Origin of the sequence: Halomonas urmiana (assembly GCF_005780185.1) — a bacterium.
Taxonomy (GTDB): domain Bacteria; phylum Pseudomonadota; class Gammaproteobacteria; order Pseudomonadales; family Halomonadaceae; genus Halomonas; species Halomonas urmiana.
The window spans coordinates 1-21,915 of sequence record NZ_VBUI01000005.1; the positions used below are offsets into that span (position 1 = coordinate 1).

Genomic DNA, 21,915 nt, shown 5'->3' on the forward strand with positions numbered 1-21,915 from the left:
TTGGCTGCTTGGCTGCTTGGCTGCTTGGCTGCTTGGCTGCTTGGCTGCTTGGCTGCTTGGCTGCTTGGCTGCTTGGCTGCTTGGCGCTTTACCTCAACAGCCAGGACAGCACCAGCAGCAGCAGCAGGATCCCCGCCACGCCCTGCCAGAAGCTCGCCCGCTCCCCCGGGCGTCGCCCGCCATTCCCCGCCTCCCGCGGCGGGCGCAGGGCGCGGCGAAACTCCGACATGCGCCGGAAACGCAGCGCACGCTGGGGATCCAGGGCGCGGCGCAGGGCATCGTCCAGCGCGATCGGCACCTCGGGATTGAGGGTGCGGGCGCTGCGGTAGGCCAGCTGTTCGAGGTCGGTGTGGCTGCGCAGCTGGTTGGGCGCCAGGGCGTAGGGCAGCTCGCCGGTCAACAGCCAGTAGATGGTCGAGGCCAGCGAGTACTGATCGCTGCGCCGCCCGACCTGATCGTCCAGGGCATACTCCGGGGCACTATGCTCGGTGAGCCCGAGCTGGCGCACCAGGCCCCGAGAGCGACGATGGCCGTCCACGTCGCGCAGGTGGCAGGCGCTGAAGTCGGCCAGCACCACCTGGCCATGCGGATCGATGAGCACGTTGTCGGGGTGGATGCGCTGGTGCAGCAGGTCGCGGTGGTGCAGCGCCTGCACCGCCTTGCCCAGCTGGTTGGCGATGTCCAGGCGCTGCTCGAGGCTCGCCTGGGGATGCTGGCGGGCCCAGTCGGTCAGGGTGCTGCCCCGTACGTGAGCCATCAGATAGTAGAGGTAGCGCCGTGGGCGCGAGGACTCCATGATCCGCACCACGAAGGGTGAGGTGACGCGCTCCACCACCCACTGCTGCAGCAGGAAATGCTCCAGGTAGGCGTTACGGCTGGAGAGTTCGGGGCTCGGTGCCTTCATCACCATCTCACGCCCGCTGTGCACGTCACGCACGTGATAGACCCGTGACTGAGCGGTGCGCGACAGCACCGACAGCACCTCGAGACCGTCGAGGCGCTCCCCGGGAACCAGCTCCGGAGGAATCGGCAGGTCGCCGTAGACCCGGCCGGGCTGATCCTCCGAGGCGTCGGGCAGGCCGTCGATACGCACCAGCTGGAAGCAGAACTGATCACTGCCGTAGCCGCGCTCCTGGGCCCGCTCGCGGGCCGCCTCGGCGAGCCGCTCGCAGGCGGCATCCAGGTCGCTGACGTCCTCACGAATCAGGCGCACGTAGTCCGAGGGCATCAGGGTGCCCTGCACCGCCTGGGTGGTGAACAGGAAGATGTCGCCCTGCTTGAGGGGCAGATTGGCGTAATCGATCTCCAGGCCGCTGTCCATGCCCATGGCCCGCGAGGGGTAGCGGTAGCCGCCCAGGTCGGTGACGTGATCCCGGGAGAGCTGCTCGAACTCGGCGCCGCGCAAACGGAACACCACGGTATCGCCCATGTGAAAGAGGTGCGCCTCCCGGCCGCGGAAGACCATGGCGGAGAGCGAGGAGACGTAGCTGCCGTCCGACATCTGGCGGTTCTGGCTGAAGCACCAGCCGTTCAGCGCCCGCAACACGCGGGTCGCCGAGGTCTTGACGTCCCAGTGGTCGGGGGTGGAGAAGTAGTCGGCCAGAAACCCCTTGACGCTGAGATCCCCCGCCTGCTTGGCGAGGTTGTTGCGCAGGGTGGAATCACTGATCAGGGCGCAGGCGCCCTTGGCGGCGAGCTGGGGTGGCTCGGGGAAGCGCACCGACATCGAGCTGCGATGCCGCCGCCGATCGGGCGCGACGAAGGCCTGGCCGTAGCTCAGCGACAGGTGCAGGGGGGTCAAGGCATTCTCCTCGCAAACGACGCGCTCCGCCGGCCGGTGGCCGACGCCTTCCATCGGGGACCCATGATACACCCTGCTTCCACGCCTGGCCCATCGGTCGGTGGTCGAAGTGGCATGCCACCTATGGCCGATTGGTAATCACCGCCTCGGCTTCGTATAATTCGGCGGATTTTTCCGCCATTACGATTCGCCCCGCATTAGCATTGCCAACCCAAGGAAGCGACGATGAACCTCGACAACATCCCCGCCGGCAAGGATCTCCCCAACGACATCTACGTGGCGATCGAGATCCCGGCCAACCACGCGCCGATCAAATACGAGATCGACAAGGACATGGGTGCCCTACTGGTCGATCGCTTCATGGCCACCCCGATGTTCTACCCGGCCAACTACGGCTTCATCCCGCACACCCTGGCCGACGACGGCGACGCCCTGGATGCGCTGGTGGTCACCCCCTATCCGGTCCAGCCCGGCGCCGTGATCCGCGCTCGCCCGGTGGGCATCCTCAACATGACCGACGAGGCCGGCGAGGACGCCAAGCTGGTCTGCGTGCCCCACCCCAAGCTCTCCAGCCTCTATGACGATGTCCAGGAAGTGACCGACCTGCCCGAGCTGCTACGCCAGCAGATCGCCCACTTCTTCGAGAACTACAAGGATCTCGAGAAGGGCAAGTGGGTCAAGGTGGAGTCCTGGGAGGGTTCCGAGGCCGCCTGCAAGGCGATCGAGAAGGCCGTGGTCGCCCACGACAAGGCCTGATCGCCACACCGGATCATGCCTAACGGCGGCAACGCCGCCGCCCAACAGAACGGGCCGCCCACTGGGCGGCCCGTTCTCGTTGCAGGGTGTCCACGGCGATCTCGCCGGCCCCTGCCGGCACCCCCACCGCGGCGACGTCCTACTCCTGCGGCTTCGCGCCGGCCTCGCTGTCCTCGGCGGCCGACTCGTCGCTTGCGGCCTCGGTCGTGGTCTCTGACGGCGGCGACGCGGACGCCTGCTCCGTCTCGGGCTCGGGCTCGACAGCGCCCTCGCCGGCCGCACTGCCCGTCGGCTCACTGTCGGCGGTTGCCGCCCCCGATGAGGCCTCGACGGCGGCGGCGTCGGCCTCGCTCGCGGACGCCGCCGCATCAGGCGAGGCGTCGGGCGCTTGCTCGGCGGTTGCCTGCTCGACGGGTGCCACGGCACCTTCATCGACCCCGCTATCGGCTGCGTCATCTGCTCCGACCGGCGCCCCGGTGGCCGGCGCGCCGCCGGTCGGGGTCGCCGCCGCCAGCTGCTCGGCGAGCTTCCGGGACAGGTCGCGGGCCCGAATCATGTGGTTGGCCAGCACCAGCGAGTGGTTGGCGAAGATGCCGAAGCCCGAGCCGTTGAGCACCAGGGGGCTCCACAGACGCCGCTGGCTAAGCTCGAGCTCGGCCACCAGCGCCTCCCAGCGCGCCTCGAGGCCGGCCGCGGCCAGCACGTCGGCCTGGTCACGCTGCACCGCCCTCAGCAGGTGAATCATGGCCCAGGCCTGGCCGCGCGCCTCGAAGAAGACGTCGTCGACCCGGTACCAGGCGGTCCGCGCCGGCAGCGCCTCGGCATCGATGTCCAGGTCGCGAAGCTCCGCGCGAGGGCCGATGCTGGCCGACAACCGAAGCCCCAGGTCGTCGAGCGAGCGAGTGACCGCCTCCAGCCAGGCGGCGAGTCCCTGCCCACGGTCCCCGAAGGCCGCCTCGCCGTCCTCGTCGAGCGCCTGCAGGTAGCCGTCGAGCGCCTCGAGGGCCTGGTTCAGGCGCCGCTCGGTGGAGGGATAGAGCCAGTCGCCGCTGTCCCCCGCCAGGCGCTGCTGAACGCTCTCGAGTGCCGGCAGGGCGGACTGCTCCATGGCCGGCAGCGCCACCGAGAGCCGACGCGCCTGGGTGAGCACGCCAAGCTCCCAGGCCGGCATATTGTCGAGCCACACCCCGGGCGGAGCAATATCATTGCGCAGGTAGCCTCCGGGCTTCTCGAGCAGCGTCTCGACCAGCGTCATCAGGCTCGCGGTGGTCACCGCTCCTCGGGAGGCCGGCGCCTGGGCGGCCGTGCCGCGCTGATCGATCACGGCCTGCTCCACGTCGAAGACCGCCGGCGTGCGGCTCCACCAGATCCCCAGCCCCACGCACACCGCCAGGTAGATCACCAGCAGCGTCAGCAGCGGCTTGTAGATCCAGCCATAGGCCGGACGCTCCAGTTCCTCGGTCCGCTTGCGGCGCCTGGCGGCACCCTTTTGCGTCAACGCCATGTTCGGGTTTCCTTGATGATGAGAGCTTCCGGCGGCGCGACAATACGGCGCAGCCTCCACGGGAGGATGCCATCCACACCCTCCTGACTACTGCGATATCCTAGCAGGCCGGCGGCCATACCGCCGATGGGGAACCCCGACCACTGTCCGGGGTCAAATCGCGCCGAACGCTCAACGCCCACCGTCAATCAAGGAAGACCCGTGTCGACCGTACTGCGACTCGCCCTGCTGATCATCCTACTGCTGCCGCTGGGAGCCCAGGCCCAATGGTTCTCCCAGAATGACGACGAGGCGCAGTTCCTGCCCGTTCATGACGCCTTCCAGCCCAGCGCCTGGCATGACGGCGAGACGCTCTACGTCGGCTTCGAGAACGCCGACGGCTACTATCTCTACCGCCACCAGTTCGAGGTCGCGACCGAGATGCAAGGCCTCTCGCTCGGGGAACCCGACCTTCCTCCCGGCGAGGCCAAGAGCGATGAGTTCCTCGGCGACGTCAACGTCTTCTACGATAGCGTGGTCTTCGCGAGCGCCCTCGCGCCCGATCATCAGGGCCCGCTGGAGTTGACCCTGACCTTCCAGGGCTGCGCCGATGCCGGCCTCTGCTACCCGCCGGAGCGGGTCGAGCTCACCGCCCGCGAGGGTGAGGCACCGGCCCGCTTCGTCGGCTGGACGCCGGACGCCGAGGCGAGGGATTTCGCCGCCTCCCCGGTCGACGACGCCTCCGATGCCCTCACAGATGCTGCTGCCACGGCCTCTACGGGCACGGCTTCTCTGAGTCGTAACGACGGCGCATCGGTCGCCGCCCCGACGAGCGAGGACGGCCGCTTCCGCTCGCTGATGGCAGAGGCCAGCCTGCCGCTGATCCTCGGGCTCTTCTTCCTCGCCGGCCTGGGGCTGACCTTCACGCCCTGCGTGCTGCCCATGGTACCGATCCTCTCCTCGATCATCGTCGGCCAGCACCCGACACGCCCCCGCGCCTTCGCCCTCTCGGCCAGCTATGTGGGCGGCATGGCGCTGACCTACGCTTTCGTCGGCGTGCTGATGGGGCTGTTCGGCGCCGGCCTGAACCTCCAGGCGCGCCTGCAGTCGGCGCCGGTGCTGATCACCTTCGCCCTGCTCTTCACGCTGTTCGCCCTGGCCATGTTCGGGGCCTTCAACCTGCGCCTGTCGTCGTCGCTGTCCGGCCGCATCGATGCCTGGCAGGCTCGCGCCCAGCAGAGCGGTCCCGCCGGCCTGGCACTGGCCGGCGCGCTGTCGGTGCTGGTGGTCTCGCCCTGCGTCTCGGCGCCGCTGGCCGGCGCCCTGGTGTTCATCTCCACCACCGGCGATGCGCTGATGGGTGGCGCGGCGCTGCTCTTCCTGGCATTGGGCATGGGCGTGCCGCTGCTGCTGGTCGGCACCTTCGGCACCACCCTGCTGCCGCGCTCCGGTGCCTGGATGAACGGCGTCAAGGCCGCCTTCGGCATCCTGCTACTGGGGGTCGCCATCTGGCTCGTCGAGCGCCTGCTGCCGGGCAGCGTCGCGCTGCTGCTGTGGGCGGGACTCGCCATCGGCAGCGCCCTGGCGCTGGGGGCGCTGACCGTCAATCAGGCGGCCGGCTGGCCGCGAGTCCGCCAGGCCGGCGGCCTGATGCTGCTGGCCTGGGGCATCGCGCTGGTGATCGGCGCCTCCCGCGGCGGCGAGGATCCGCTGCGACCGCTGGTCATCACCGCGACGAATTCGGGCGCCGCCACGGCGGGCGAGTCCCTCTCCCGGCAACCCATCACCACCGTAGAGGACCTCGAGGCCCTCGAGGCGACGCTTGCCCAGAGCGACGAGCCGGCCTTCGTCAACATCACCGCCGACTGGTGCATCTCCTGCAAGGTCATGGAGCGCAGCGTCTATCCGGCGCCCGAGGTGGCCGGGCCGCTGGCGCGCTTCCGGCGTATCAACGTCGACGTGACCGAGAGTGACGCTGCCAGTCGCGCCCTGCTCGAGCACTTCCAACTGTTCGGCCCGCCCAGCCTGCTGTTCTTCGACGGCGGCGAGGAGCTGCGCGACGCCCGAGTCCAGGGCGAGGTCGACGCCCCTCAGCTGGCCAGCCACCTCGAGGGCGTGCTGGACTGGCTGGCGACGCGGCGGGGCTGAGCCCGCGGCCCCCGGCTGATGGCGCTCGAACAGCGTTCCCCTACGGCTGGACATCCCGAACGATTTTCGGCAGACTCCGCTCCCACTGCTCCTTCATGGTCAATAGAGGCCGCAAGACACGCTATCTTGCCGCGATCTATTGCAAGTTGGCCGGGGTTGACAGCACCCCGGATCACCACCCCAACCCCACCGGTCGAGACAACGTCATGGATATCCGCAAGGTCAAGAAGCTGATCGAACTGCTCGAAGAGTCCAACATCAGCGAGATCGAGATCCAGGAAGGGGAAGAGTCGGTTCGCATCAGCCGCCACCCCAACGGCACGAGCTGGCAGCAGCCCGCGCCCCAGCCCAACGCGGCCGCCTCCCAGCCGGCGCCCCAGGCCCCGGCCGCTCCCGCCGAGCCTGCCGCCGCCGAGCCGTCCTTCCAGGGCCACAGCGTCAACTCCCCGATGGTCGGCACCTTCTACCGCTCGCCGGCACCGGGCTCCAAGGTCTTCGTGGAAATCGGTCAGAGCGTCAAGAAGGGCGAGACCATCTGCATCGTCGAGGCGATGAAGATGATGAACCAGATCGAGGCCGATCGCGACGGCGTGATCGAGGCGATCCTGGTCGAGGACGGCGAGCCGGTGGAGTTCGACCAGCCGATGGTCGTCATCGCCTGATCGTCCCGCGTCTTCATCACTCATCAACTGGCGGATTCATCATGCTGGACAAGGTTCTGATCGCCAATCGCGGCGAGATTGCCCTGCGCATCCTGCGCGCCTGCAAGGAGCTGGGCATCAAGACGGTGGCGGTCCACTCCACGGCCGACCGTGAACTGATGCACGTACGCCTGGCCGATGAGGCCGTGTGCATCGGCCCGGCCTCCTCGGCGCAGTCCTACCTGAACATTCCGGCGCTGATCAGCGCCGCGGAAGTCACCGACTCCAGCGCCATCCATCCGGGCTACGGCTTCCTCTCCGAGAACGCCAACTTCGCCGAGCAGGTCGAGCGTTCCGGCTTCACCTTCATCGGCCCGCGCGCCGAGACCATTCGCCTGATGGGCGACAAGGTCAGCGCCATCGAGTCGATGAAGAAGGCCGGCGTGCCCACGGTGCCCGGCTCCGACGGTCCCCTGGGCGATGACGAGGGCGAGACCCTCGCCGTGGCCCGGCGCATCGGCTACCCGGTGATCATCAAGGCGGCCGCCGGCGGCGGCGGGCGCGGCATGCGGGTCGTGCACACCGAGGCGCACCTGCTCTCGGCGGTCAACGTCACCCGCACCGAGGCCCACTCGTCCTTCGGCGACGGCACCGTCTACATGGAGAAGTTCCTCGAGAACCCGCGCCACGTGGAGGTGCAGGTGCTGGCCGATGGCCAGGGCAATGCCATCCATCTGTATGACCGCGACTGCTCGCTGCAGCGCCGCCACCAGAAGGTGATCGAGGAGGCTCCCGCCCCGGGCATCGACGAGACCGCCCGCGCCGAGGTCCTCGAGGCGTGCCGCGAGGCCTGCATCACCATCGGCTACCGCGGCGCCGGTACCTTCGAGTTCCTCTACGAGGACGGCCAGTTCTTCTTCATCGAGATGAACACCCGGGTCCAGGTGGAGCACCCCGTGACCGAGATGGTCACCGGCGTGGACATCGTTCGCGAGCAGCTGCGCATCGCCTCGGGCCTGCCGCTCTCGGTCAGCCAGGATGAGGTGGAGCTGAGCGGCCACGCCTTCGAGTGCCGGATCAACGCCGAGGACGCCCGTACCTTCATGCCCTCGCCCGGCAAGGTCACCCTCTATCACCCGCCCGGCGGGCTCGGCGTGCGCATGGACTCCCATGTCTATACCGGCTATACGGTGCCGCCCCACTACGACTCGCTGATCGGCAAGCTGATCACCTGGGGCGTGGACCGCGAGACGGCGCTGATCCGCATGCGCAACGCCCTGGACGAGCTGCTGGTCGAAGGCATCAAGACCAATACCGACCTGCACAAGGACCTGGTACGCGACGGCTACTTCCAGCAGGGCGGCGTCAATATCCACTACCTGGAGAAGAAGCTGGGCCTCTGAGCTTGTCTCCTCCTGCGCGCGGGGCGGCCATGGCCGCCCCGCTTGCGTTGCCCACCGCCTATCCTTTCTTTCCCGCTCCCACCGACCGGAGATCGCCCATGCCCTGGATGCAACTCAAGGCCCGTATCGCCCCCGAGCAGGCCGAGACCCTGGAGGAGCTGCTGCTGGCCGAGGGCGCCACCGCCATCACGCTTCAGGACGCCTTCGACGAGCCGGTCTTCGAGCCGGAGCGCGGCACCACTCCGCTGTGGGACGAGACGGTGCTCACCGGGCTCTACGACGACCTCGAGGGCATTGATGCGATGCTCGAGCGCGTACGCCAGGCCTGGGCCGCCGAGCTCCCGGACGAGCCCTGCCCCGAGGTGGAGGTCGAACTGCTGGCCGATCGCGACTGGGAGCGCGAGTGGATGGCGGACTTCCATCCCCTGCGCATGGGCGAGCGGCTGTGGATCGTGCCGAGTTGGCATGCGCCGCCGGAGCCCGGCGCCGTCAACCTTCATCTCGACCCCGGGCTCGCCTTCGGCACCGGCACCCACCCCACCACGGCGCTGTGCCTGGAGTGGCTGGACGGCCTGGCGGTGGCCGGCGAACTGACCGACCTCGATGTGCTCGACGTGGGCTGCGGCTCGGGCATCCTGGCGATCGCCGCGCTCAAGCTCGGCGCCCGAGAGGCCACGGGCACCGACATCGATCCCCAGGCGCTCTCCGCCAGCCGCGACAACGCCGAGCGCAACGACGTGACTGATGCCGCCTTCCGGCTCTGCTACCCCGAACAGCTCGAGCCAGGCGCATTCCCGCTGGTGGTCGCCAACATCCTCGCCGGGCCGCTGGTCGAGCTCGCCGACGAGATCGCCGGCCGCGTCGCGCCGGGCGGTCGCCTGGCGCTCTCGGGCATCCTCGAGGCCCAGGCCGAGGAGGTGCTCGAGGCCTATCGCGCCCGCGGACTGATCATGGAGGAGCCGACGGTGCGCGAAGGCTGGGGGCGACTCACCGGCATGCGCCCCGCCGCCGCCAAGGCGCCGTGAGGCGGATGCCCCGCGTGTAGCGGTTCAACAACGCCCACCGTGGGCGTATGATATGCCCCCCTTGTCGCCGACGATCTCGATCATGCACGACGCTCGCCACCTGCCCCGCATCGGTCGCCACCAACTGCCCAACCGGGTGGTGCTGGCGCCCATGGCCGGGGTCACCGACCGCCCCTTCCGCGCCCTCTGCCGTCGCCTGGGCGCGGGGCTGGTGGTGGGTGAGATGGTCACCTCGGATCCCACCCTGTGGCATACCCGCAAGTCGCGGCTGCGCATGGATCACCGCGGTGAACCTGGCCCGCGCAGCGTGCAGATCGCCGGCGGCGATGCCGAGATGCTCGCCGAGGCGGCGCGGCTGAACGCCGCCATGGGTGCCGAGATCATCGACATCAACATGGGCTGCCCGGCCAAGAAGGTCTGCAACAAGGCCGCCGGCTCGGCCCTGCTGCGCGACGAGGCGCTGGTGGCCGAGATCGTCCAGGCGGTGGTCGCCGCGGTCGAGGTGCCGGTGACCCTGAAGATCCGCACCGGCTGGTGTGCCGAGAGCAACAACGGCGTACGGGTGGCGCGCATCGCCGAGGACGCCGGCATCCAGGCCCTGGCCGTGCACGGCCGCCATCGCCAGCAGCGCTATGCCGGCAGCGCCGAGTACGACACCATCGCCGCCATCAAGGCCGCGGTCGGCATTCCGGTGTTCGCCAACGGCGACATCGACGGTCCCGAGAAGGCGCGCCGGATCCTCGACTATACTGGAGCGGATGCGGTGATGGTCGGGCGCGGCGCCCAGGGCAATCCCTGGATCTTCCGCGAGATCGATCACTATCTGCGCCATGGTGAGCCGCTGACTCCCCCGCAGGACGAGGAGCGCGCCGCGGTGCTGCGCGACCACCTCGGGGCCCTGCACGGCTTCTACGGCGACCACATGGGCGTGCGCATCGCGCGCAAGCACCTCGGCTGGTACCTGGCCGGGGATGTGCGTTTCGACGACGACGGGCGACGGGCCCTGCGAGCCACCTTCAATGGCCTCGAGAGCCCCCCGGCCCAGCGCCGCTTCATTGACGAACTCTTTCGCCACGACCCCGCCGCGACGCCACGTCACGTTGCCCGGGCCATGGCATCCGACGGAACCTGTGCCGCATGACCAGCAGCCAATCCCTTGATCAGAATCTCGCGCAGTCCGAGGTCGAGTCCCCGGCCTCCGGCGAGCTCGCCGAACTGCGCGACACCGTTCGCCCGGCCCACCAGGACGACCGCCCCCTGCGCGAGGCCGTCGAGGCTTCCCTGGCGCGCTACTTCGATCATCTCGACGGCTCCAGCGTCACCGACCTCTACGCCATGGTGATGGCCGAGGTCGAGGCACCGCTGCTGGCCTCGGTGCTCGAGCATACCCAGGGCAACCAGACCCGTGCCGCCGAGATGCTCGGCCTCAACCGCGGCACGCTGCGCAAGAAGCTCAAGCAGTACGGCCTGATCTAAACGGTCCATCCGGGGAGCCCGTGGGGCTCCCCTCGCGTTCTTCGCCGCCCCATCACAACCCGTATCAGCCTGACCATCGACAAAGAGTGACTCCCATGGCCCAAGCCTCCTCCACCGCGGTCCGCCGCGCCCTGATCAGCGTCTCCGACAAGACCGGCATCGTCGACTTCGCCCGCGGCCTCGCCGAGCAGGACGTCGCGCTGCTCTCCACCGGCGGCACCTTCCGCCTGCTCAAGGAGCACGGCATCGACGTCACCGAGGTCTCCGAGCACACCGGGTTCCCGGAGATCATGGACGGCCGGGTCAAGACGCTGCATCCGACGATCCACGGCGGCATCCTCGGTCGCCGCGGCCAGGACGACGGCGTCATGGCCGAGCACGGCATCGATCCCATCGACATGGTGGTCGTCAACCTCTACCCCTTCGCCCAGACCGTCGCCAAGCCGGACTGCACCCTCACGGATGCCATCGAGAACATCGACATCGGCGGTCCGACCATGGTGCGCGCCTGCGCCAAGAACCACGCCCATACCACCATCGTGGTGGATGCCGGCGACTACGCCCGAGTACTGGCCGAGATCGCCTCCGGCGAGGGCGCGGTAAGTGATGCCACCCGCTTCGACCTGGCCGTGAAGGCCTTCGAGCATACCGCCGGCTATGACGCCGCCATCGCCGACTACCTCGGCCAGCGGGTCCCCGGCGGCGAGGATGGCTTCCCGCGCACCTACAACCTGCAGTTCGAGAAGAAGCAGGCCATGCGCTACGGCGAGAATCCGCACCAGAATGCGGCCTTCTACGTCGAGGCAGACGCCCGCGAGGCGAGCGTAGCCACCGCCACCCAGCTCAACGGCAAGGCGCTCTCGTTCAACAACGTCGCCGATACCGATGCCGCCTTCGAGTGCGTCAAGGGTTTCACCGACACCGCCTGCGTGATCGTCAAGCACGCCAACCCCTGCGGCGTGGCGGTGGGCGCCAACGCCCGCGAGGCCTACGACAAGGCCTTCGCCACCGACCCGACCAGCGCCTTCGGCGGCATCATCGCCTTCAACGTGGCGCTTACCGCCGAGACCGCCCGCGCCATCGTCGACCGCCAGTTCGTCGAGGTGATCATCGCCCCGGGGGTCGAGGACGAGGCGGCGCGTATCGTCGCCGAGAAGAAGAACATCCGCCTGCTCGATGTCGGTGCCCACTGGCCCGGCGAGCGCGAGCACGCCCACGACCTCAAGCGCGTCACCGGCGGGCTGCTGGTGCAGGATCGCGACCTCGGCATGGTCGGCCGCGACGAGCTCACCGTGGTCAGCGAGCGCGTGCCCACCGAGCAGGAGATGCGCGACCTGGCCTTCGCCTGGAAGGTGGCCAAGTACGTCAAGTCCAACGCCATCGTCTACGCCAAGGATGGCCAGACCATCGGCGTGGGCGCCGGCCAGATGAGCCGCGTCTACTCGGCCAAGATCGCCGGCATCAAGGCCGCCGACGAGGGCCTCTCGGTGCCCGGCTCGGTGATGGCATCCGACGCCTTCTTCCCGTTCCGTGACGGCATCGATGCCGCTGCCGCCGCCGGCATCGCCGCGGTGATCCAGCCCGGCGGCTCCATGCGCGACCAGGAGGTGATCGACGCCGCCAACGAGGCCGGCATCGCCATGGTGTTTACCGGCATGCGCCACTTCAGGCACTGACGCCGGCGCCTGCGGCGAGCTGGAAGCTGGAAGCTGGAAGCTGGAAGCTGGAAGCTGGAAGTCAGCCTGAGCCAAGCCCAGTAAGCACAACACCCCCGCCGGGCAACCGGCGGGGGTGTGTTTTTCCAGCTTCCAGGCGCGAAGCGCCGCTCTTCAAGCTTCCAGCTGGTTCAGCCGAGATCGATGCAGAGGTACTTGGTCTCGAGGAACTCGTCGAGCCCCTGATGGCCGCCCTCGCGGCCCAGCCCCGAGGCCTTGACCCCGCCGAAGGGCGCGGCGGCGTTGGAGATCAGGCCGGTGTTGATGCCCACCATGCCGTACTCCAGGGCGTCGGCGACCCGCCAGACGCGCCCCAGGTCGCGCGAGTAGAAGTAGGAGGCCAGGCCATATTCGGTATCGTTGGCCAGGCGGACGGCTTCCTCCTCGTCATCGAAGGGGAACACCGCCGCCAGCGGGCCGAAGGTCTCCTCGCTGGCCACCTTCATCCTGTCATGGGCGAAGCTGATCAGGGTCGGCGAGAAGAAGTTGCCGCCCAGCGGGTGCGGATGACCGCCCAGCAGCAGCTCGGCGCCCTGATCTACGGCGTCGTGGACATGCTCGCTGACCTTGGCGACCGCCTTGTCGTCGATCAGCGGGCCGATGTTGACGCCGTCATCGGTGCCGTGGCCCACCTTGAGCTCGCTGTTCATGGCCACCGCCAGCTTCTCGCAGAAGGCGTTGACCACGCTGGACTGGACCAGGAAGCGGTTGGTGCAGACGCAGGTCTGGCCGGCGTTGCGGAACTTGGCGGCCATGGCGCCCTCCACCGCGGCGTCCAGGTCGGCATCCTCGAAGACGATGAAGGGGGCGTTGCCGCCGAGTTCCAGGGAGATCTTCTGGATATGCCGGGAGGCCTGGGCCATCAGCTCGCGACCGACCTCGGTGGAGCCGGTGAAGGTGATCTTGCGCACCAGCGGCGACTCGGTCATGGCCGCGGCGATCTCCGAGGCGCGCCCGGGCACCACGTTGAACACGCCGCGCGGCACGCCGGCGCGTTCGGCAAGCTTGGCCAGGGCCGTGGCGGAGAACGGGGTCTGGCTGGCCGGCTTGACCACGATGGTACAGCCCGCGGCCAGCGCCGCGCCGGCCTTGCGGGTGATCATCGCCGCCGGGAAGTTCCAGGGCGTGATGGCCCCCACCACGCCGACCGGCTGCTTGGTGACCACGATCCGCTGGTTAGCCTTGGCGGCCGGCACGGTGTCACCGTAGATACGCCGCGCCTCCTCGGCGAACCAGCGCAGGAAGCTTGCCGCGTAGGCGATCTCGCCCGCGGCCTCCTTGAGCGGCTTGCCCTGCTCATGGGTCATGATCATGGCCAGGTCGTCCTGATGCTCCATCATCAGGTCGTGCCACTTCATCAGGATGTCGGCGCGCTCCAGGGCGGTGAGCGCCTTCCAGCCCGTCAGGGCGGCATCCGCCGCGTCGATGGCCCGCTCGGTCTCCACACGCCCCAGGCGCGGCACGTTGCCCATCGGCTCGCCGGTGGCTGGATTGAGCACGTCGATCTGCTCGCCGCTGTCGGCGGCGACCCAACTGCCGTCGATATAGGCGAAGGGGCAATAGAGCTGCGTTTCCTTGAGGGCTTGCATGATCATCTCCTGCCGCTAGCGCGGCCTCGTGTCGGTTTTCCCCATGCTAAGCGCAAAGACCCCGATGCACCAAGCATCGGGGTCCTTCATCGATCAACGCCGGGGGCTCACTGCGGGCGGCGAGACTCCCGGGAAGCGGAGAGCGTAATCGAGACCGAATCGGAGAAGCGCAGCGCGTGAGGCTTGTCGATCTCCACCTGGGCGGTCAGCACCTGCTCATGGCTCATGATCAGATCCAGCACCTCTCGGGTCATACGCTCGAGCAGCAGGAAACGATGATCCTCGACCAGGGCGATCACCTCCTTGGTGATGGTCCGGTAGTTCAAGGCCTGCTCGATGTGGTTGAACTCGACGGCCTTGTCGGCACGATAGCGAATCACCGCGTTGATCACCACATCCTGGCGATTCTTGGTCTCGTCATCCTTGATGCCGATGTGCGTCCGAAGGCGCAGGTTCTTGATGCGGATCGTGGCCAGGTCGTGGTCGAAGTGCTGATCGTCCAGGGCGTGAATCGGCATGTCGTGGCTCCTTAGGGAAAATCAGCGGCCGTTGACCAGCGTGAGGAACTCCTGGCGGGTACTCTGGTTCTCACGGAAGGCACCGAGCATCACCGACGACGTCATGCTGGAGTTCTGCTTCTCCACCCCGCGCATCATCATGCACAGGTGGCGCGCCTCGATCACCACTCCCACGCCCCGAGCCTCGGTCACCTGCTGGACCGCCTCGGCGATCTGGCGAGTGAGGTTCTCCTGGATCTGCATGCGCCGGGCGTACATGTCGACGATGCGGGCGAACTTGGAGAGCCCCAGCACCTTGCCGCTGGGCAGATAGGCGATGTGGCACTTGCCAATGAACGGCAGCAGATGGTGCTCGCACATCGAGTAGAGCTCGATGTCCTTGACCAGCACCATCTCGTCGGTCTCCGACTCGAACACCGCGCCGTTGATGATCTCCTCCAGCGACTGGGTGTAGCCGCGGTTGAGGAACTGCATCGCCTTGGCGGCGCGCTTGGGCGTGTCGCGCAGGCCCTCGCGCTCGGGATTCTCGCCCAGCTCTTGGATGATATGGCGATAATGGTTGGCGAGTTCTTCGGTCATGGTCAGGCCCCGTGGCAGAGTCGGTGTCCGGCGTGTCGATGGTGGATAGCCCGGCCATCACGCTTGCATAGTGTACAGAAGATATACAAGAAAAATATCTTGTACAATAAAAGAATCCAGGAACTTAGCATTCTAGCGCATGACGCCCGTCGACGCAGGGGAACGGCGTCCGGTCCAGGGCTATCGCAGCTAGCTCGACCTCGAAAGCGAAAGGCGCCGGGGACAGGTCGAAGAGGGGGTCCGGAGGCCAGGGAAGGCGGAGGTATCGTACAGGGAGGTATTCACAGCGCCCCCTCGAAGGCCTGTCGCCGGGAAAGCCTTAAGCGATGTTGCCAACGGCGATAGCCCTGCGGTCCGGTCAGTGACATCGTGTCGCGCCCTCCGCCGCCCCCCAGGGCTGCCGGGTATGCCGCCCTGTGATAGAATAATGGCGGCTTCATGCTGCGCCCAAGTCACCCTCGAGAGCCCGACATGATCAAGACCCCTGCCTCTCTGCTGATGGCCGCTGCCCTCGCGGCACCAACCCTGGCCATGAGCGACACCCTCGAACTGCCGACCGATGCGACCCTCGACGTCCAGGTCATCGACACGCTGACGCTCACCGCCCAGGAGCCGGCACGCGACGATCTGGTCATTCATCCGGTCGCCGGCGGCAGCGCCTCTCACACCCTGCCGGAATACTGCGTGGTGATCGGCAACGCCCGCCTCGATGGTGAGCGCATCCGCCTGACCACCGAGGCCCTGACCTGCATCGAGACCGACGGCAGCGAGAGCGAGATCTACAGCGGCGAGCTTTCCGCCGCCGCCTATGGCGCCGACGGCGATTTCGGCATCCCCGCCTGCCAGGACGGCGAATGCCGCCTGACCCCGCAGCAGACTTTCCAGCTGCGCCTGGCCAGCGATCTGGCCATCGAGCAGCAGGACAATCCGGCGGCCGAGATCAATGCGCAGCGCCGCCAGGGCGAGGGCGCCGCCGCCCCGACGCCGGCCGAGACCGGTCCCGGCGACGACTGAACGTCGCCCGACCCGCGGCATGCTCAAGGACGCACCCTGCGGGGTGCGTCCTGCGTTGCGGCCCCCTTTCTATCTTGCCCTGCGCCCATCGCCTTCTCGGGCCAGCCCCCTCTCAGGCCAGCCAGCGCGGCGCCGCCTCGAGCACCTGGCGCTGCTGTTCCAACAGGCGCAGGTGGCCATCCCAGTAGCCGGCATCGGCCAGCCACGGGAAGGCCAACGGGAAGGCCGGGTCCTCCCAGCGATCCACCAGCCAGGCGCTGTGGCGCAGCAGGCGCAGGGTGCGCAGCGGCTCTACCAGGGCAAGCTCGCGGCGCTCGAAGTCGCGGTGCTGCTCATAGCCCTCGAGCACCTCGGAGAGCTGCATCTGGCGCTCGCCTTCGTCCTGGGCGGTGAACAGCATCCACAGGTCCTGGATGGCGGGCGCCATCAGGCAATCATCGAAATCGACCAGGGCGAAGTGCTCGTCCCGGCCGAGCACGTTGCCGATATGACAGTCACCCTGCACGCGGATCATCTGCCCCAGCTCCTCGCCATGCGCGGCGAGCCGGGCATGCAGCGCATCGCAGAGGCGCCGGTAGGCCGGGCGCTGGCGGCGATCCAGCCAGCGGCTCGCCAGCACCTTGTCGCGAGCCTCCAGCACCATGCCGTCGAGATCCAGCGAGCGACGATGCGCGAAGCTTCCTCGCTCGCCCACCGCGTGCACCGCGCCGATCAGCTCGCCGAGGGCGAACAGGTGAGTCGGATTCTCCAGCTCCGGCGCCTGGCCCGGCAGGTGTGGGAAGAGCGTGAAACGAAAGCCCTCGGCGCGGTGCAGGCTCTCGCCCGCCGCGTCGCGCCAGGGTGCCGACACGGCCACCTCGGCCTCGGCGAGCTCGGCGAGGAAGGCGTGCTCCTCGCGGATCTGGGCATCCGTCCAGCGCTCGGGACGATAGAACTTCACCACCCAGCGGCGCCGCTCGTCGTCGTGCACCAGGAAGACCCGGTTCTCGTAGCTGTTCAGGGTGAAGGGTTCCCCGGGCAGCCAGAAGCCGAGCGACTCCACCGCCGCCACGACCCGGGCGGGCGAGAGGTCGGCGAAGGGATGGGGTCTGGTCTCCATGGAGGGCTCCGGCAGGCGTCGTAAAAGAGCCACTCTACCAGAGCCCGGATCAGCGGTCGTGGAGGGGCGTGCGCGCCACCGCCCAGGCCTCCGCCTCGCGGGCGCCGGCCCGGCGGCAGGCCACGGCCAGCGCCTCCAGGGTCGCCCCGGTGGTCATCACGTCGTCGACCAGCGCCACGCGCCCAGGCAGGCCCGCCGACACGCCAAAGGCCGCGCGCAGGTTGCTGCGCCGCTCGCCGCGATCCAGGCCGCGCTGGCTGGGCGTATCGCGCAGGCGCACCGCTCGCACCAGTGGACAGCCGAGCCGCCGCGCCAGCCGCCGGGAGAGCCACAGGGCCTGGTCGAAGCCACGCTCCCGCGCACGGCGCGGATGCAGCGGCACCGCCACCAGCGCCTCGGGCCAGGCCGGCGCGTCCGGCGTGAGCCCCGTCATCAGCAGCTCGAGCAGCAGGCTCCCGGCCCGCGGCGAGGCCTCGAACTTGAAGCGCTGCACCAGGCCGGCCACCTCATTGGTGTAGCGTAGCGGCACCCTCGCCCGGTCGAAGGCCGGGGGGCGCCGCAGGCAGCGCCCGCAGCGAAACCCGGCCTGGGTCGACGGCTGGGGCTCGCCGCAGCCGTCACAGGCCGGCCGGTTCCAGGGCAGCCCCGCGAAGCAGGCCGCACACCAGGGCGCCTCCCCCGGCAGCGACGCCAAGCAGAAGACGCAGCGACCGGGCAGGGCCCGGCGCAGCCAGCCGTCAACCCCATGCATCCTCGTGGTTGACATGACTGCCGCAGACCGTAGGCTATCCGTCAACCTCGATATCCACGCCAAATTGACCATAAGCGAGCCCGCCATGCCTGCTGCGCGCCAAGAATCCCGCCCCGACTCCCTGACCCTAGCCACCCATGGCGAGGTCCGCCACGACTGGTCACTCGAGGAGATCGAAGCGCTGTTCGCCCTGCCCTTCAACGACCTGCTGTTTCGCGCCCAGCAGGTGCATCGGGCCCACTTCGAGGCCAATGCCGTGCAGGTCTCCACCCTGCTTTCCATCAAGACCGGTGCCTGCCCCGAGGATTGCAAGTACTGCCCCCAATCGGGCCACTACAACACCGGGCTCGGCAAGGAGAAGCTGCTCGAGATCGAGAAGGTGGTCGAGCAGGCGCGGGCCGCCCAGGAGGCTGGTGCCAGCCGCTTCTGCATGGGCGCCGCCTGGAAGAGTCCGCGGGAGCGCGACCTCGAGGTGGTGCTGGAGATGGTCCGCCGGGTCAAGGCGCTGGGGCTCGAGACCTGCATGACGCTCGGCATGGTCGACAGCGACCAGGCGAGCCGACTGTCCGACGCCGGGCTCGACTACTACAACCACAACCTCGACACCTCGCCGGAGTACTACGGCGAGGTCATCACCACGCGCACCTATGCCGACCGACTGGAGACGCTGGGCAACGTGCGCGAGGCCGGCATGAAGGTCTGCTCGGGCGGCATCCTCGGCATGGGCGAGGCGCCCCGCGACCGCGCCGCCCTGCTACAGCAGCTGGTCAAGCTCGAGCCGCACCCGGAGTCGGTGCCGATCAACATGCTGGTCAAGGTGCCCGGTACGCCGCTTGCGAACGTCGAAGACCTCGATCCCATCGAATACATCCGCGCCATCGCCGTGGCCCGCCTCCTGATGCCGAAGAGCCACGTGCGCCTCTCCGCCGGCCGCGAGCAGATGAGCGACTCCACCCAGGCGCTGGCCTTCCTGGCCGGAGCCAACTCGATCTTCTACGGCGACAGCCTGCTGACCACCGGCAACCCCCAGGTAGAGAAGGACCGCGCGCTGTTCGACCGCCTGGGCTTGCACCCCGAGCGCCGGGAGACCTGCACCGACGAGGCCGGCCAGCAGGCTGCCCTGACGGCCGCGCTCGAGGCCAGTGCGGTGCGCCAGGCCGCGACGGCACTGGACACCGAGGCCAGCCGGCTCGCCTACGACGCCGCTCAGGCCTGACCCGCCATGCCGGAGGCCTGGACCACCTACCTCGGCGAGCGGGCCGCGGCGCAGCGCGACGGCGGCCGCTGGCGAGCGCGCCGCACCCACCATCCCCGGGGGCCGCTGCGCGACTTCGCCGGCAACGACTACCTGGGCCTGGCTCGAGATCCGCGTCTCGCCGAGGCCCAGGCCGAGGGCGCGCGCCGGGACGGCGCCGGGGCCGGCGCCTCACACCTGGTCAGCGGCCACCTGGCGGTCCACGAAGCACTCGAGCAGCGCCTGGCCGCCCTGACCGGGCGCCCGGCGGCGCTGCTCTTCTCCACCGGCTACATGGCCAACCTCGGCACCCTGCAGGCACTCTGCGACGGCGAGACACGGCTGTTCCAGGATCGCCTGAACCACGCCTCGCTGCTCGACGGCGGCCGGCTCTCGGGCGCCCGCTCGCGGCGCTTCCACCATAATGATCTGGGCGATCTCGAGCGACTGCTCGCCCGAACGCCGGCCGAGGGGCGCCGGCTGGTGGTCAGCGACGGGGTGTTCAGCATGGACGGCGACGTGGCCGACATCGCCGGGCTCGCCGAGACCTGCGCTCGCCACGATGCCTGGCTGATGGTCGACGACGCCCACGGCCTCGGCGTGCTGGGCGAGCATGGTGACGGCTGCGCCGGCCGGGCCGTTGGCCCCGAGCGCGTGCCGGTGCTGGTCGGCACCCTGGGCAAGGCGCTCGGCTCCGCCGGCGCCTTCGTGGCGGGCAGCCAGGCGCTGATCGATCACCTGATCCAGTTCGCCCGCCCCTACGTCTATACCACCGCCCAGCCGCCCGGGGTGGCCGCCGCCACCCTCGAGGCGCTGAGGCTGCTCGAGGCCGAACCCGAGCGGCGCACGCACCTGGCCGAGCGGGTCACGCGCTTTCGCGCCGAGGCCGCCCGGCTAGGGCTCGCGCTCTCGCCCTCCACCACGCCCATCCAGCCCCTGGTGCTGGGCGACAGCGAGCGCGTGATGCGCTGGGCGGAACGGCTGCGCGAGCGCGGGATCCTGGTCGGCGCCATCCGCGAGCCCACGGTGCCCCGCGGCGAGGCGCGGCTGCGCATCACCCTGAGTGCGGCCCACGCTGACGAGGACCTCGAGGCGCTGCTCGAGGCTCTGTCCGCGCTGTACGCCGAGGAGGTATCGGCATGACCCGGATCGTCCTCCTCTCCGGCTGGGGTTGCGATGCGCGCCTCTGGCAGCCGCTGGCCGCGCACTGGCCTGATCGGCGAGAGGGAGGCCTCGAGGTCTCGACCCCGGACTGGCCCGGCTATGCGACCCGCCCCACCCTGGACGACCCCGAGGATATCGCCGCCCTGGCCGAGGCGATGGCAGGCGACCTGCCCGCAGAGGCCGTCTGGGTCGGCTGGTCCCTGGGCGGCCTGCTCGCCGCGGCCCTGCTCGACCACCTGCCGCCCCCTCGCGGCCTGGTGCTGCTCGGCATGGGGGCGCGCTTCTGCGACCCCGAGGGCGTCACCCAGGAGGCACTGGTGACCTTTCGTACCGCCTTCCGCCGCGATCCGGAGGCGACGCGGGCTCACTTCCTGCGCTGGCAGCTGCGCGGCGAGCCGTCGCCCCGGGCCGCCCATCGCCGGCTGCTCGACCTGCTCGGCGAAGTGCCCGCCGCCCCGCCGGCGACCCTGGCCGCGGGGCTCGGGCAGTTGGCCCGGCTCGATCATCGCCACCGCCTGGCCGCCCCGCCCTGCCCGGTGTGGCGCGTCGCCGGGGTACACGACCCGCTGCTGCCGCCGTCGGCCCGCGATGCGGCGGACATTCGCCTCGCCGACGCGGGCCACTGTCCGATGCTCAGCCAGCCGCTCGCCCTGGCGGACGACCTGGCCGCCATCGCCCTGGAGCGAGCACCATGATGGCGCTTCCCACCCCCCCGTCGGACGCGTCTCGCCGCGCCACGCCACACTCGGCGGAAGACGCCAGCTGGCGAAGCCGCGTCGCCCGCGCCTTCTCCCGGGCCGCCCCGCAGTATGCCGAGCGGGCCAGCGCCCAGCGGGCCATGGCCGCGACGCTGCTCGAACGCCTGCCCGAGCGGGCCGAGGCGGTACTGGATCTCGGCTGCGGCCCGGGAGAAACGGCCGCCGGCATCAAAGAGCGCTTCGGTGCGGCCTGCCGCGTGATCGGCCTCGACCTCGCCCCGGGCATGCTCGACGAGGCCCGCCGCCACCACGGCGAGCGCGTGCGCTGGCTGTGTGGCGATGCCGCCGCCCTGCCGCTGGCTGATGCGAGCCTGGATCTGGTGGTCTCCAACCTGGCGATCCAGTGGTGTCCGGACCTCGAGGCCGTGCTGGCCGAGGTACTGCGCGTGCTGCGCCCCGGCGGTCGCGCCCTGATCAACACCCTCGCCCCCGGCACCCTCGCCGAGGTGAGCGACGCCTGGTCGCATCCCGAGCGCCCGGCCGCCCTGCTCGCCTTTCGCGATGCCGGCGAGCATCGCCGCGCGGCCTGGTCGGCGGGCTTTCGCCGCGTCGACTGCCGCGAGCGAGCCGCGCGCTTTCACTATCCCGACCTCGCCGCGGTCATGGCCTCGATCAAGGGCGTCGGGGCCCAGGTCGCGCGACCCGGTGCCCGGCTGACGCGGGGCGATCTGGCCCGGGCGACGCGGCGTTACGAGGCGCTGCGCGACACCCATGGGCTGCCCGTCACCTATCGTCTGCTGACCCTGGAGCTTTCGACCTGA

At 69.4% G+C, this 21,915-nt stretch carries 20 protein-coding genes; 13 read left to right on the forward strand and 7 right to left on the reverse strand.

Going from position 1 to position 21,915, the window contains the following annotated elements; all coding sequences use genetic code 11:
• Nucleotides 1–88: 88 nt before the first annotated feature.
• Nucleotides 89–1,726, reverse strand: coding sequence for a bifunctional protein-serine/threonine kinase/phosphatase (locus tag FEI13_RS04100; protein WP_240036425.1), 1,638 nt, complete (start codon nt 1,724–1,726; stop codon nt 89–91).
• A 300-nt stretch (nt 1,727–2,026) separates the two neighbouring features.
• Here FEI13_RS04100 and ppa point away from each other — a divergent pair, with 300 nt between their 5' ends.
• On the forward strand, nt 2,027–2,557 hold the full coding sequence (ppa, locus tag FEI13_RS04105) for an inorganic diphosphatase (protein ID WP_138179758.1): 531 nt from the start codon (nt 2,027–2,029) through the stop codon (nt 2,555–2,557).
• Nucleotides 2,558–2,696: 139 nt separating this feature from the next.
• On the opposite strand, the gene FEI13_RS04110 is transcribed toward ppa, so the two are convergent.
• Nucleotides 2,697–4,061 (reverse strand): DUF2333 family protein, encoded by a 1,365-nt coding sequence (locus FEI13_RS04110; protein WP_138179759.1) that lies wholly within the window; start codon nt 4,059–4,061, stop codon nt 2,697–2,699.
• A 201-nt stretch (nt 4,062–4,262) separates the two neighbouring features.
• Here FEI13_RS04110 and dsbD point away from each other — a divergent pair, with 201 nt between their 5' ends.
• The 7 genes from dsbD (at nt 4,263) to purH (ending at nt 12,409) form a co-directional block, all read left to right on the forward strand.
• Nucleotides 4,263–6,188, forward strand: coding sequence for a protein-disulfide reductase DsbD (gene dsbD, locus FEI13_RS04115; protein ID WP_240036417.1), 1,926 nt, complete (start codon nt 4,263–4,265; stop codon nt 6,186–6,188).
• A 206-nt stretch (nt 6,189–6,394) separates the two neighbouring features.
• Nucleotides 6,395–6,850 carry an acetyl-CoA carboxylase biotin carboxyl carrier protein gene (gene accB / locus FEI13_RS04120; protein ID WP_138179761.1) on the forward strand — a complete coding sequence of 152 codons (456 nt, stop codon included), beginning with the start codon at nt 6,395–6,397 and terminating at the stop codon, nt 6,848–6,850.
• Between the two features lie 41 nt (nt 6,851–6,891).
• Nucleotides 6,892–8,232: an acetyl-CoA carboxylase biotin carboxylase subunit gene (accC, locus tag FEI13_RS04125; RefSeq protein ID WP_138179762.1), complete on the forward strand. Its 1,341-nt coding sequence runs from the start codon at nt 6,892–6,894 to the stop codon at nt 8,230–8,232.
• A gap of 98 nt (nt 8,233–8,330) precedes the next feature.
• On the forward strand, nt 8,331–9,257 hold the full coding sequence (prmA, locus tag FEI13_RS04130) for a 50S ribosomal protein L11 methyltransferase (RefSeq protein ID WP_138179763.1): 927 nt from the start codon (nt 8,331–8,333) through the stop codon (nt 9,255–9,257).
• An 82-nt stretch (nt 9,258–9,339) separates the two neighbouring features.
• The gene (gene dusB / locus FEI13_RS04135) at nt 9,340–10,398 is read left to right on the forward strand and encodes a tRNA dihydrouridine synthase DusB (RefSeq protein ID WP_138179764.1); all 1,059 of its coding nucleotides are present in this window, start codon (nt 9,340–9,342) and stop codon (nt 10,396–10,398) included.
• A complete protein-coding gene (gene fis / locus FEI13_RS04140) occupies nt 10,395–10,733 on the forward strand; it encodes a DNA-binding transcriptional regulator Fis (protein WP_138179765.1) in 339 nt (112 codons plus the stop codon). The genes dusB and fis overlap by 4 nt, the downstream gene beginning before the upstream one ends.
• A 95-nt stretch (nt 10,734–10,828) precedes the next feature.
• Nucleotides 10,829–12,409 (forward strand): bifunctional phosphoribosylaminoimidazolecarboxamide formyltransferase/IMP cyclohydrolase, encoded by a 1,581-nt coding sequence (gene purH, locus FEI13_RS04145; RefSeq protein ID WP_138179766.1) that lies wholly within the window; start codon nt 10,829–10,831, stop codon nt 12,407–12,409.
• A gap of 170 nt (nt 12,410–12,579) precedes the next feature.
• On the opposite strand, the gene FEI13_RS04150 is transcribed toward purH, so the two are convergent.
• The 3 genes from FEI13_RS04150 to folE form a co-directional block, all read right to left on the reverse strand.
• On the reverse strand, nt 12,580–14,037 hold the full coding sequence (locus FEI13_RS04150; protein ID WP_138179767.1) for an NAD-dependent succinate-semialdehyde dehydrogenase: 1,458 nt from the start codon (nt 14,035–14,037) through the stop codon (nt 12,580–12,582).
• Nucleotides 14,038–14,144: 107 nt separating this feature from the next.
• Complete coding sequence (gene folX / locus FEI13_RS04155) at nt 14,145–14,555, reverse strand: dihydroneopterin triphosphate 2'-epimerase (RefSeq protein ID WP_138179768.1); 411 nt, start codon at nt 14,553–14,555, stop codon at nt 14,145–14,147.
• 21 nt (nt 14,556–14,576) lie between these two features.
• Nucleotides 14,577–15,134 carry a GTP cyclohydrolase I FolE gene (folE, locus tag FEI13_RS04160; protein ID WP_138179769.1) on the reverse strand — a complete coding sequence of 186 codons (558 nt, stop codon included), beginning with the start codon at nt 15,132–15,134 and terminating at the stop codon, nt 14,577–14,579.
• 471 nt (nt 15,135–15,605) lie between these two features.
• Between folE and FEI13_RS04165 the strand changes: the two genes are divergently transcribed.
• Nucleotides 15,606–16,148 (forward strand): TraB/TrbI/VirB10 family type IV secretion system protein, encoded by a 543-nt coding sequence (locus FEI13_RS04165; RefSeq protein ID WP_138179770.1) that lies wholly within the window; start codon nt 15,606–15,608, stop codon nt 16,146–16,148.
• A gap of 112 nt (nt 16,149–16,260) precedes the next feature.
• Here the strand turns inward: FEI13_RS04165 and FEI13_RS04170 are convergent, their stop codons facing one another.
• Complete coding sequence (locus FEI13_RS04170) at nt 16,261–17,247, reverse strand: serine/threonine protein kinase (RefSeq protein WP_138179771.1); 987 nt, start codon at nt 17,245–17,247, stop codon at nt 16,261–16,263.
• Nucleotides 17,248–17,296: 49 nt separating this feature from the next.
• Nucleotides 17,297–17,998, reverse strand: coding sequence for a ComF family protein (locus FEI13_RS04175; RefSeq protein WP_138179772.1), 702 nt, complete (start codon nt 17,996–17,998; stop codon nt 17,297–17,299).
• An 85-nt stretch (nt 17,999–18,083) separates the two neighbouring features.
• Between FEI13_RS04175 and bioB the strand changes: the two genes are divergently transcribed.
• Genes bioB through FEI13_RS04195 form a run of 4 tightly spaced genes read left to right on the forward strand, consistent with a single transcriptional unit; the run spans nt 18,084 to nt 21,915 of the window.
• Complete coding sequence (gene bioB, locus FEI13_RS04180) at nt 18,084–19,214, forward strand: biotin synthase BioB (protein ID WP_240036418.1); 1,131 nt, start codon at nt 18,084–18,086, stop codon at nt 19,212–19,214.
• Between the two features lie 6 nt (nt 19,215–19,220).
• Entirely contained in the window at nt 19,221–20,375 is a 1,155-nt protein-coding gene (bioF, locus tag FEI13_RS04185) for an 8-amino-7-oxononanoate synthase (RefSeq protein ID WP_138179773.1), read from the forward strand.
• Nucleotides 20,372–21,091, forward strand: a complete 720-nt coding sequence (locus FEI13_RS04190; RefSeq protein WP_138179774.1) for an alpha/beta fold hydrolase — start codon at nt 20,372–20,374, stop codon at nt 21,089–21,091. Before bioF ends, FEI13_RS04190 begins: the two co-directional genes overlap by 4 nt.
• Nucleotides 21,088–21,915 carry a methyltransferase domain-containing protein gene (locus FEI13_RS04195; protein ID WP_138179775.1) on the forward strand — a complete coding sequence of 276 codons (828 nt, stop codon included), beginning with the start codon at nt 21,088–21,090 and terminating at the stop codon, nt 21,913–21,915. Before FEI13_RS04190 ends, FEI13_RS04195 begins: the two co-directional genes overlap by 4 nt.

Bases quoted from the DNA above. Each gene is read 5' to 3' on its own strand.
- FEI13_RS04100 (WP_240036425.1), bottom strand. From the start codon at position 1,726: ATGTCGGTGCGCTTCCCCGAGCCACCCCAGCTCGCCGCCAAGGGCGCC.
- ppa (WP_138179758.1), top strand. From the start codon at position 2,027: ATGAACCTCGACAACATCCCCGCCGGCAAGGATCTCCCCAACGACATC.
- FEI13_RS04110 (WP_138179759.1), bottom strand. From the start codon at position 4,061: ATGGCGTTGACGCAAAAGGGTGCCGCCAGGCGCCGCAAGCGGACCGAG.
- accB (WP_138179761.1), top strand. From the start codon at position 6,395: ATGGATATCCGCAAGGTCAAGAAGCTGATCGAACTGCTCGAAGAGTCC.
- accC (WP_138179762.1), top strand. From the start codon at position 6,892: ATGCTGGACAAGGTTCTGATCGCCAATCGCGGCGAGATTGCCCTGCGC.
- prmA (WP_138179763.1), top strand. From the start codon at position 8,331: ATGCCCTGGATGCAACTCAAGGCCCGTATCGCCCCCGAGCAGGCCGAG.
- dusB (WP_138179764.1), top strand. From the start codon at position 9,340: ATGCACGACGCTCGCCACCTGCCCCGCATCGGTCGCCACCAACTGCCC.
- fis (WP_138179765.1), top strand. From the start codon at position 10,395: ATGACCAGCAGCCAATCCCTTGATCAGAATCTCGCGCAGTCCGAGGTC.
- purH (WP_138179766.1), top strand. From the start codon at position 10,829: ATGGCCCAAGCCTCCTCCACCGCGGTCCGCCGCGCCCTGATCAGCGTC.
- FEI13_RS04150 (WP_138179767.1), bottom strand. From the start codon at position 14,037: ATGCAAGCCCTCAAGGAAACGCAGCTCTATTGCCCCTTCGCCTATATC.
- folX (WP_138179768.1), bottom strand. From the start codon at position 14,555: ATGCCGATTCACGCCCTGGACGATCAGCACTTCGACCACGACCTGGCC.
- folE (WP_138179769.1), bottom strand. From the start codon at position 15,134: ATGACCGAAGAACTCGCCAACCATTATCGCCATATCATCCAAGAGCTG.
- FEI13_RS04165 (WP_138179770.1), top strand. From the start codon at position 15,606: ATGATCAAGACCCCTGCCTCTCTGCTGATGGCCGCTGCCCTCGCGGCA.
- FEI13_RS04170 (WP_138179771.1), bottom strand. From the start codon at position 17,247: ATGGAGACCAGACCCCATCCCTTCGCCGACCTCTCGCCCGCCCGGGTC.
- FEI13_RS04175 (WP_138179772.1), bottom strand. From the start codon at position 17,998: ATGCATGGGGTTGACGGCTGGCTGCGCCGGGCCCTGCCCGGTCGCTGC.
- bioB (WP_240036418.1), top strand. From the start codon at position 18,084: ATGCCTGCTGCGCGCCAAGAATCCCGCCCCGACTCCCTGACCCTAGCC.
- bioF (WP_138179773.1), top strand. From the start codon at position 19,221: ATGCCGGAGGCCTGGACCACCTACCTCGGCGAGCGGGCCGCGGCGCAG.
- FEI13_RS04190 (WP_138179774.1), top strand. From the start codon at position 20,372: ATGACCCGGATCGTCCTCCTCTCCGGCTGGGGTTGCGATGCGCGCCTC.
- FEI13_RS04195 (WP_138179775.1), top strand. From the start codon at position 21,088: ATGATGGCGCTTCCCACCCCCCCGTCGGACGCGTCTCGCCGCGCCACG.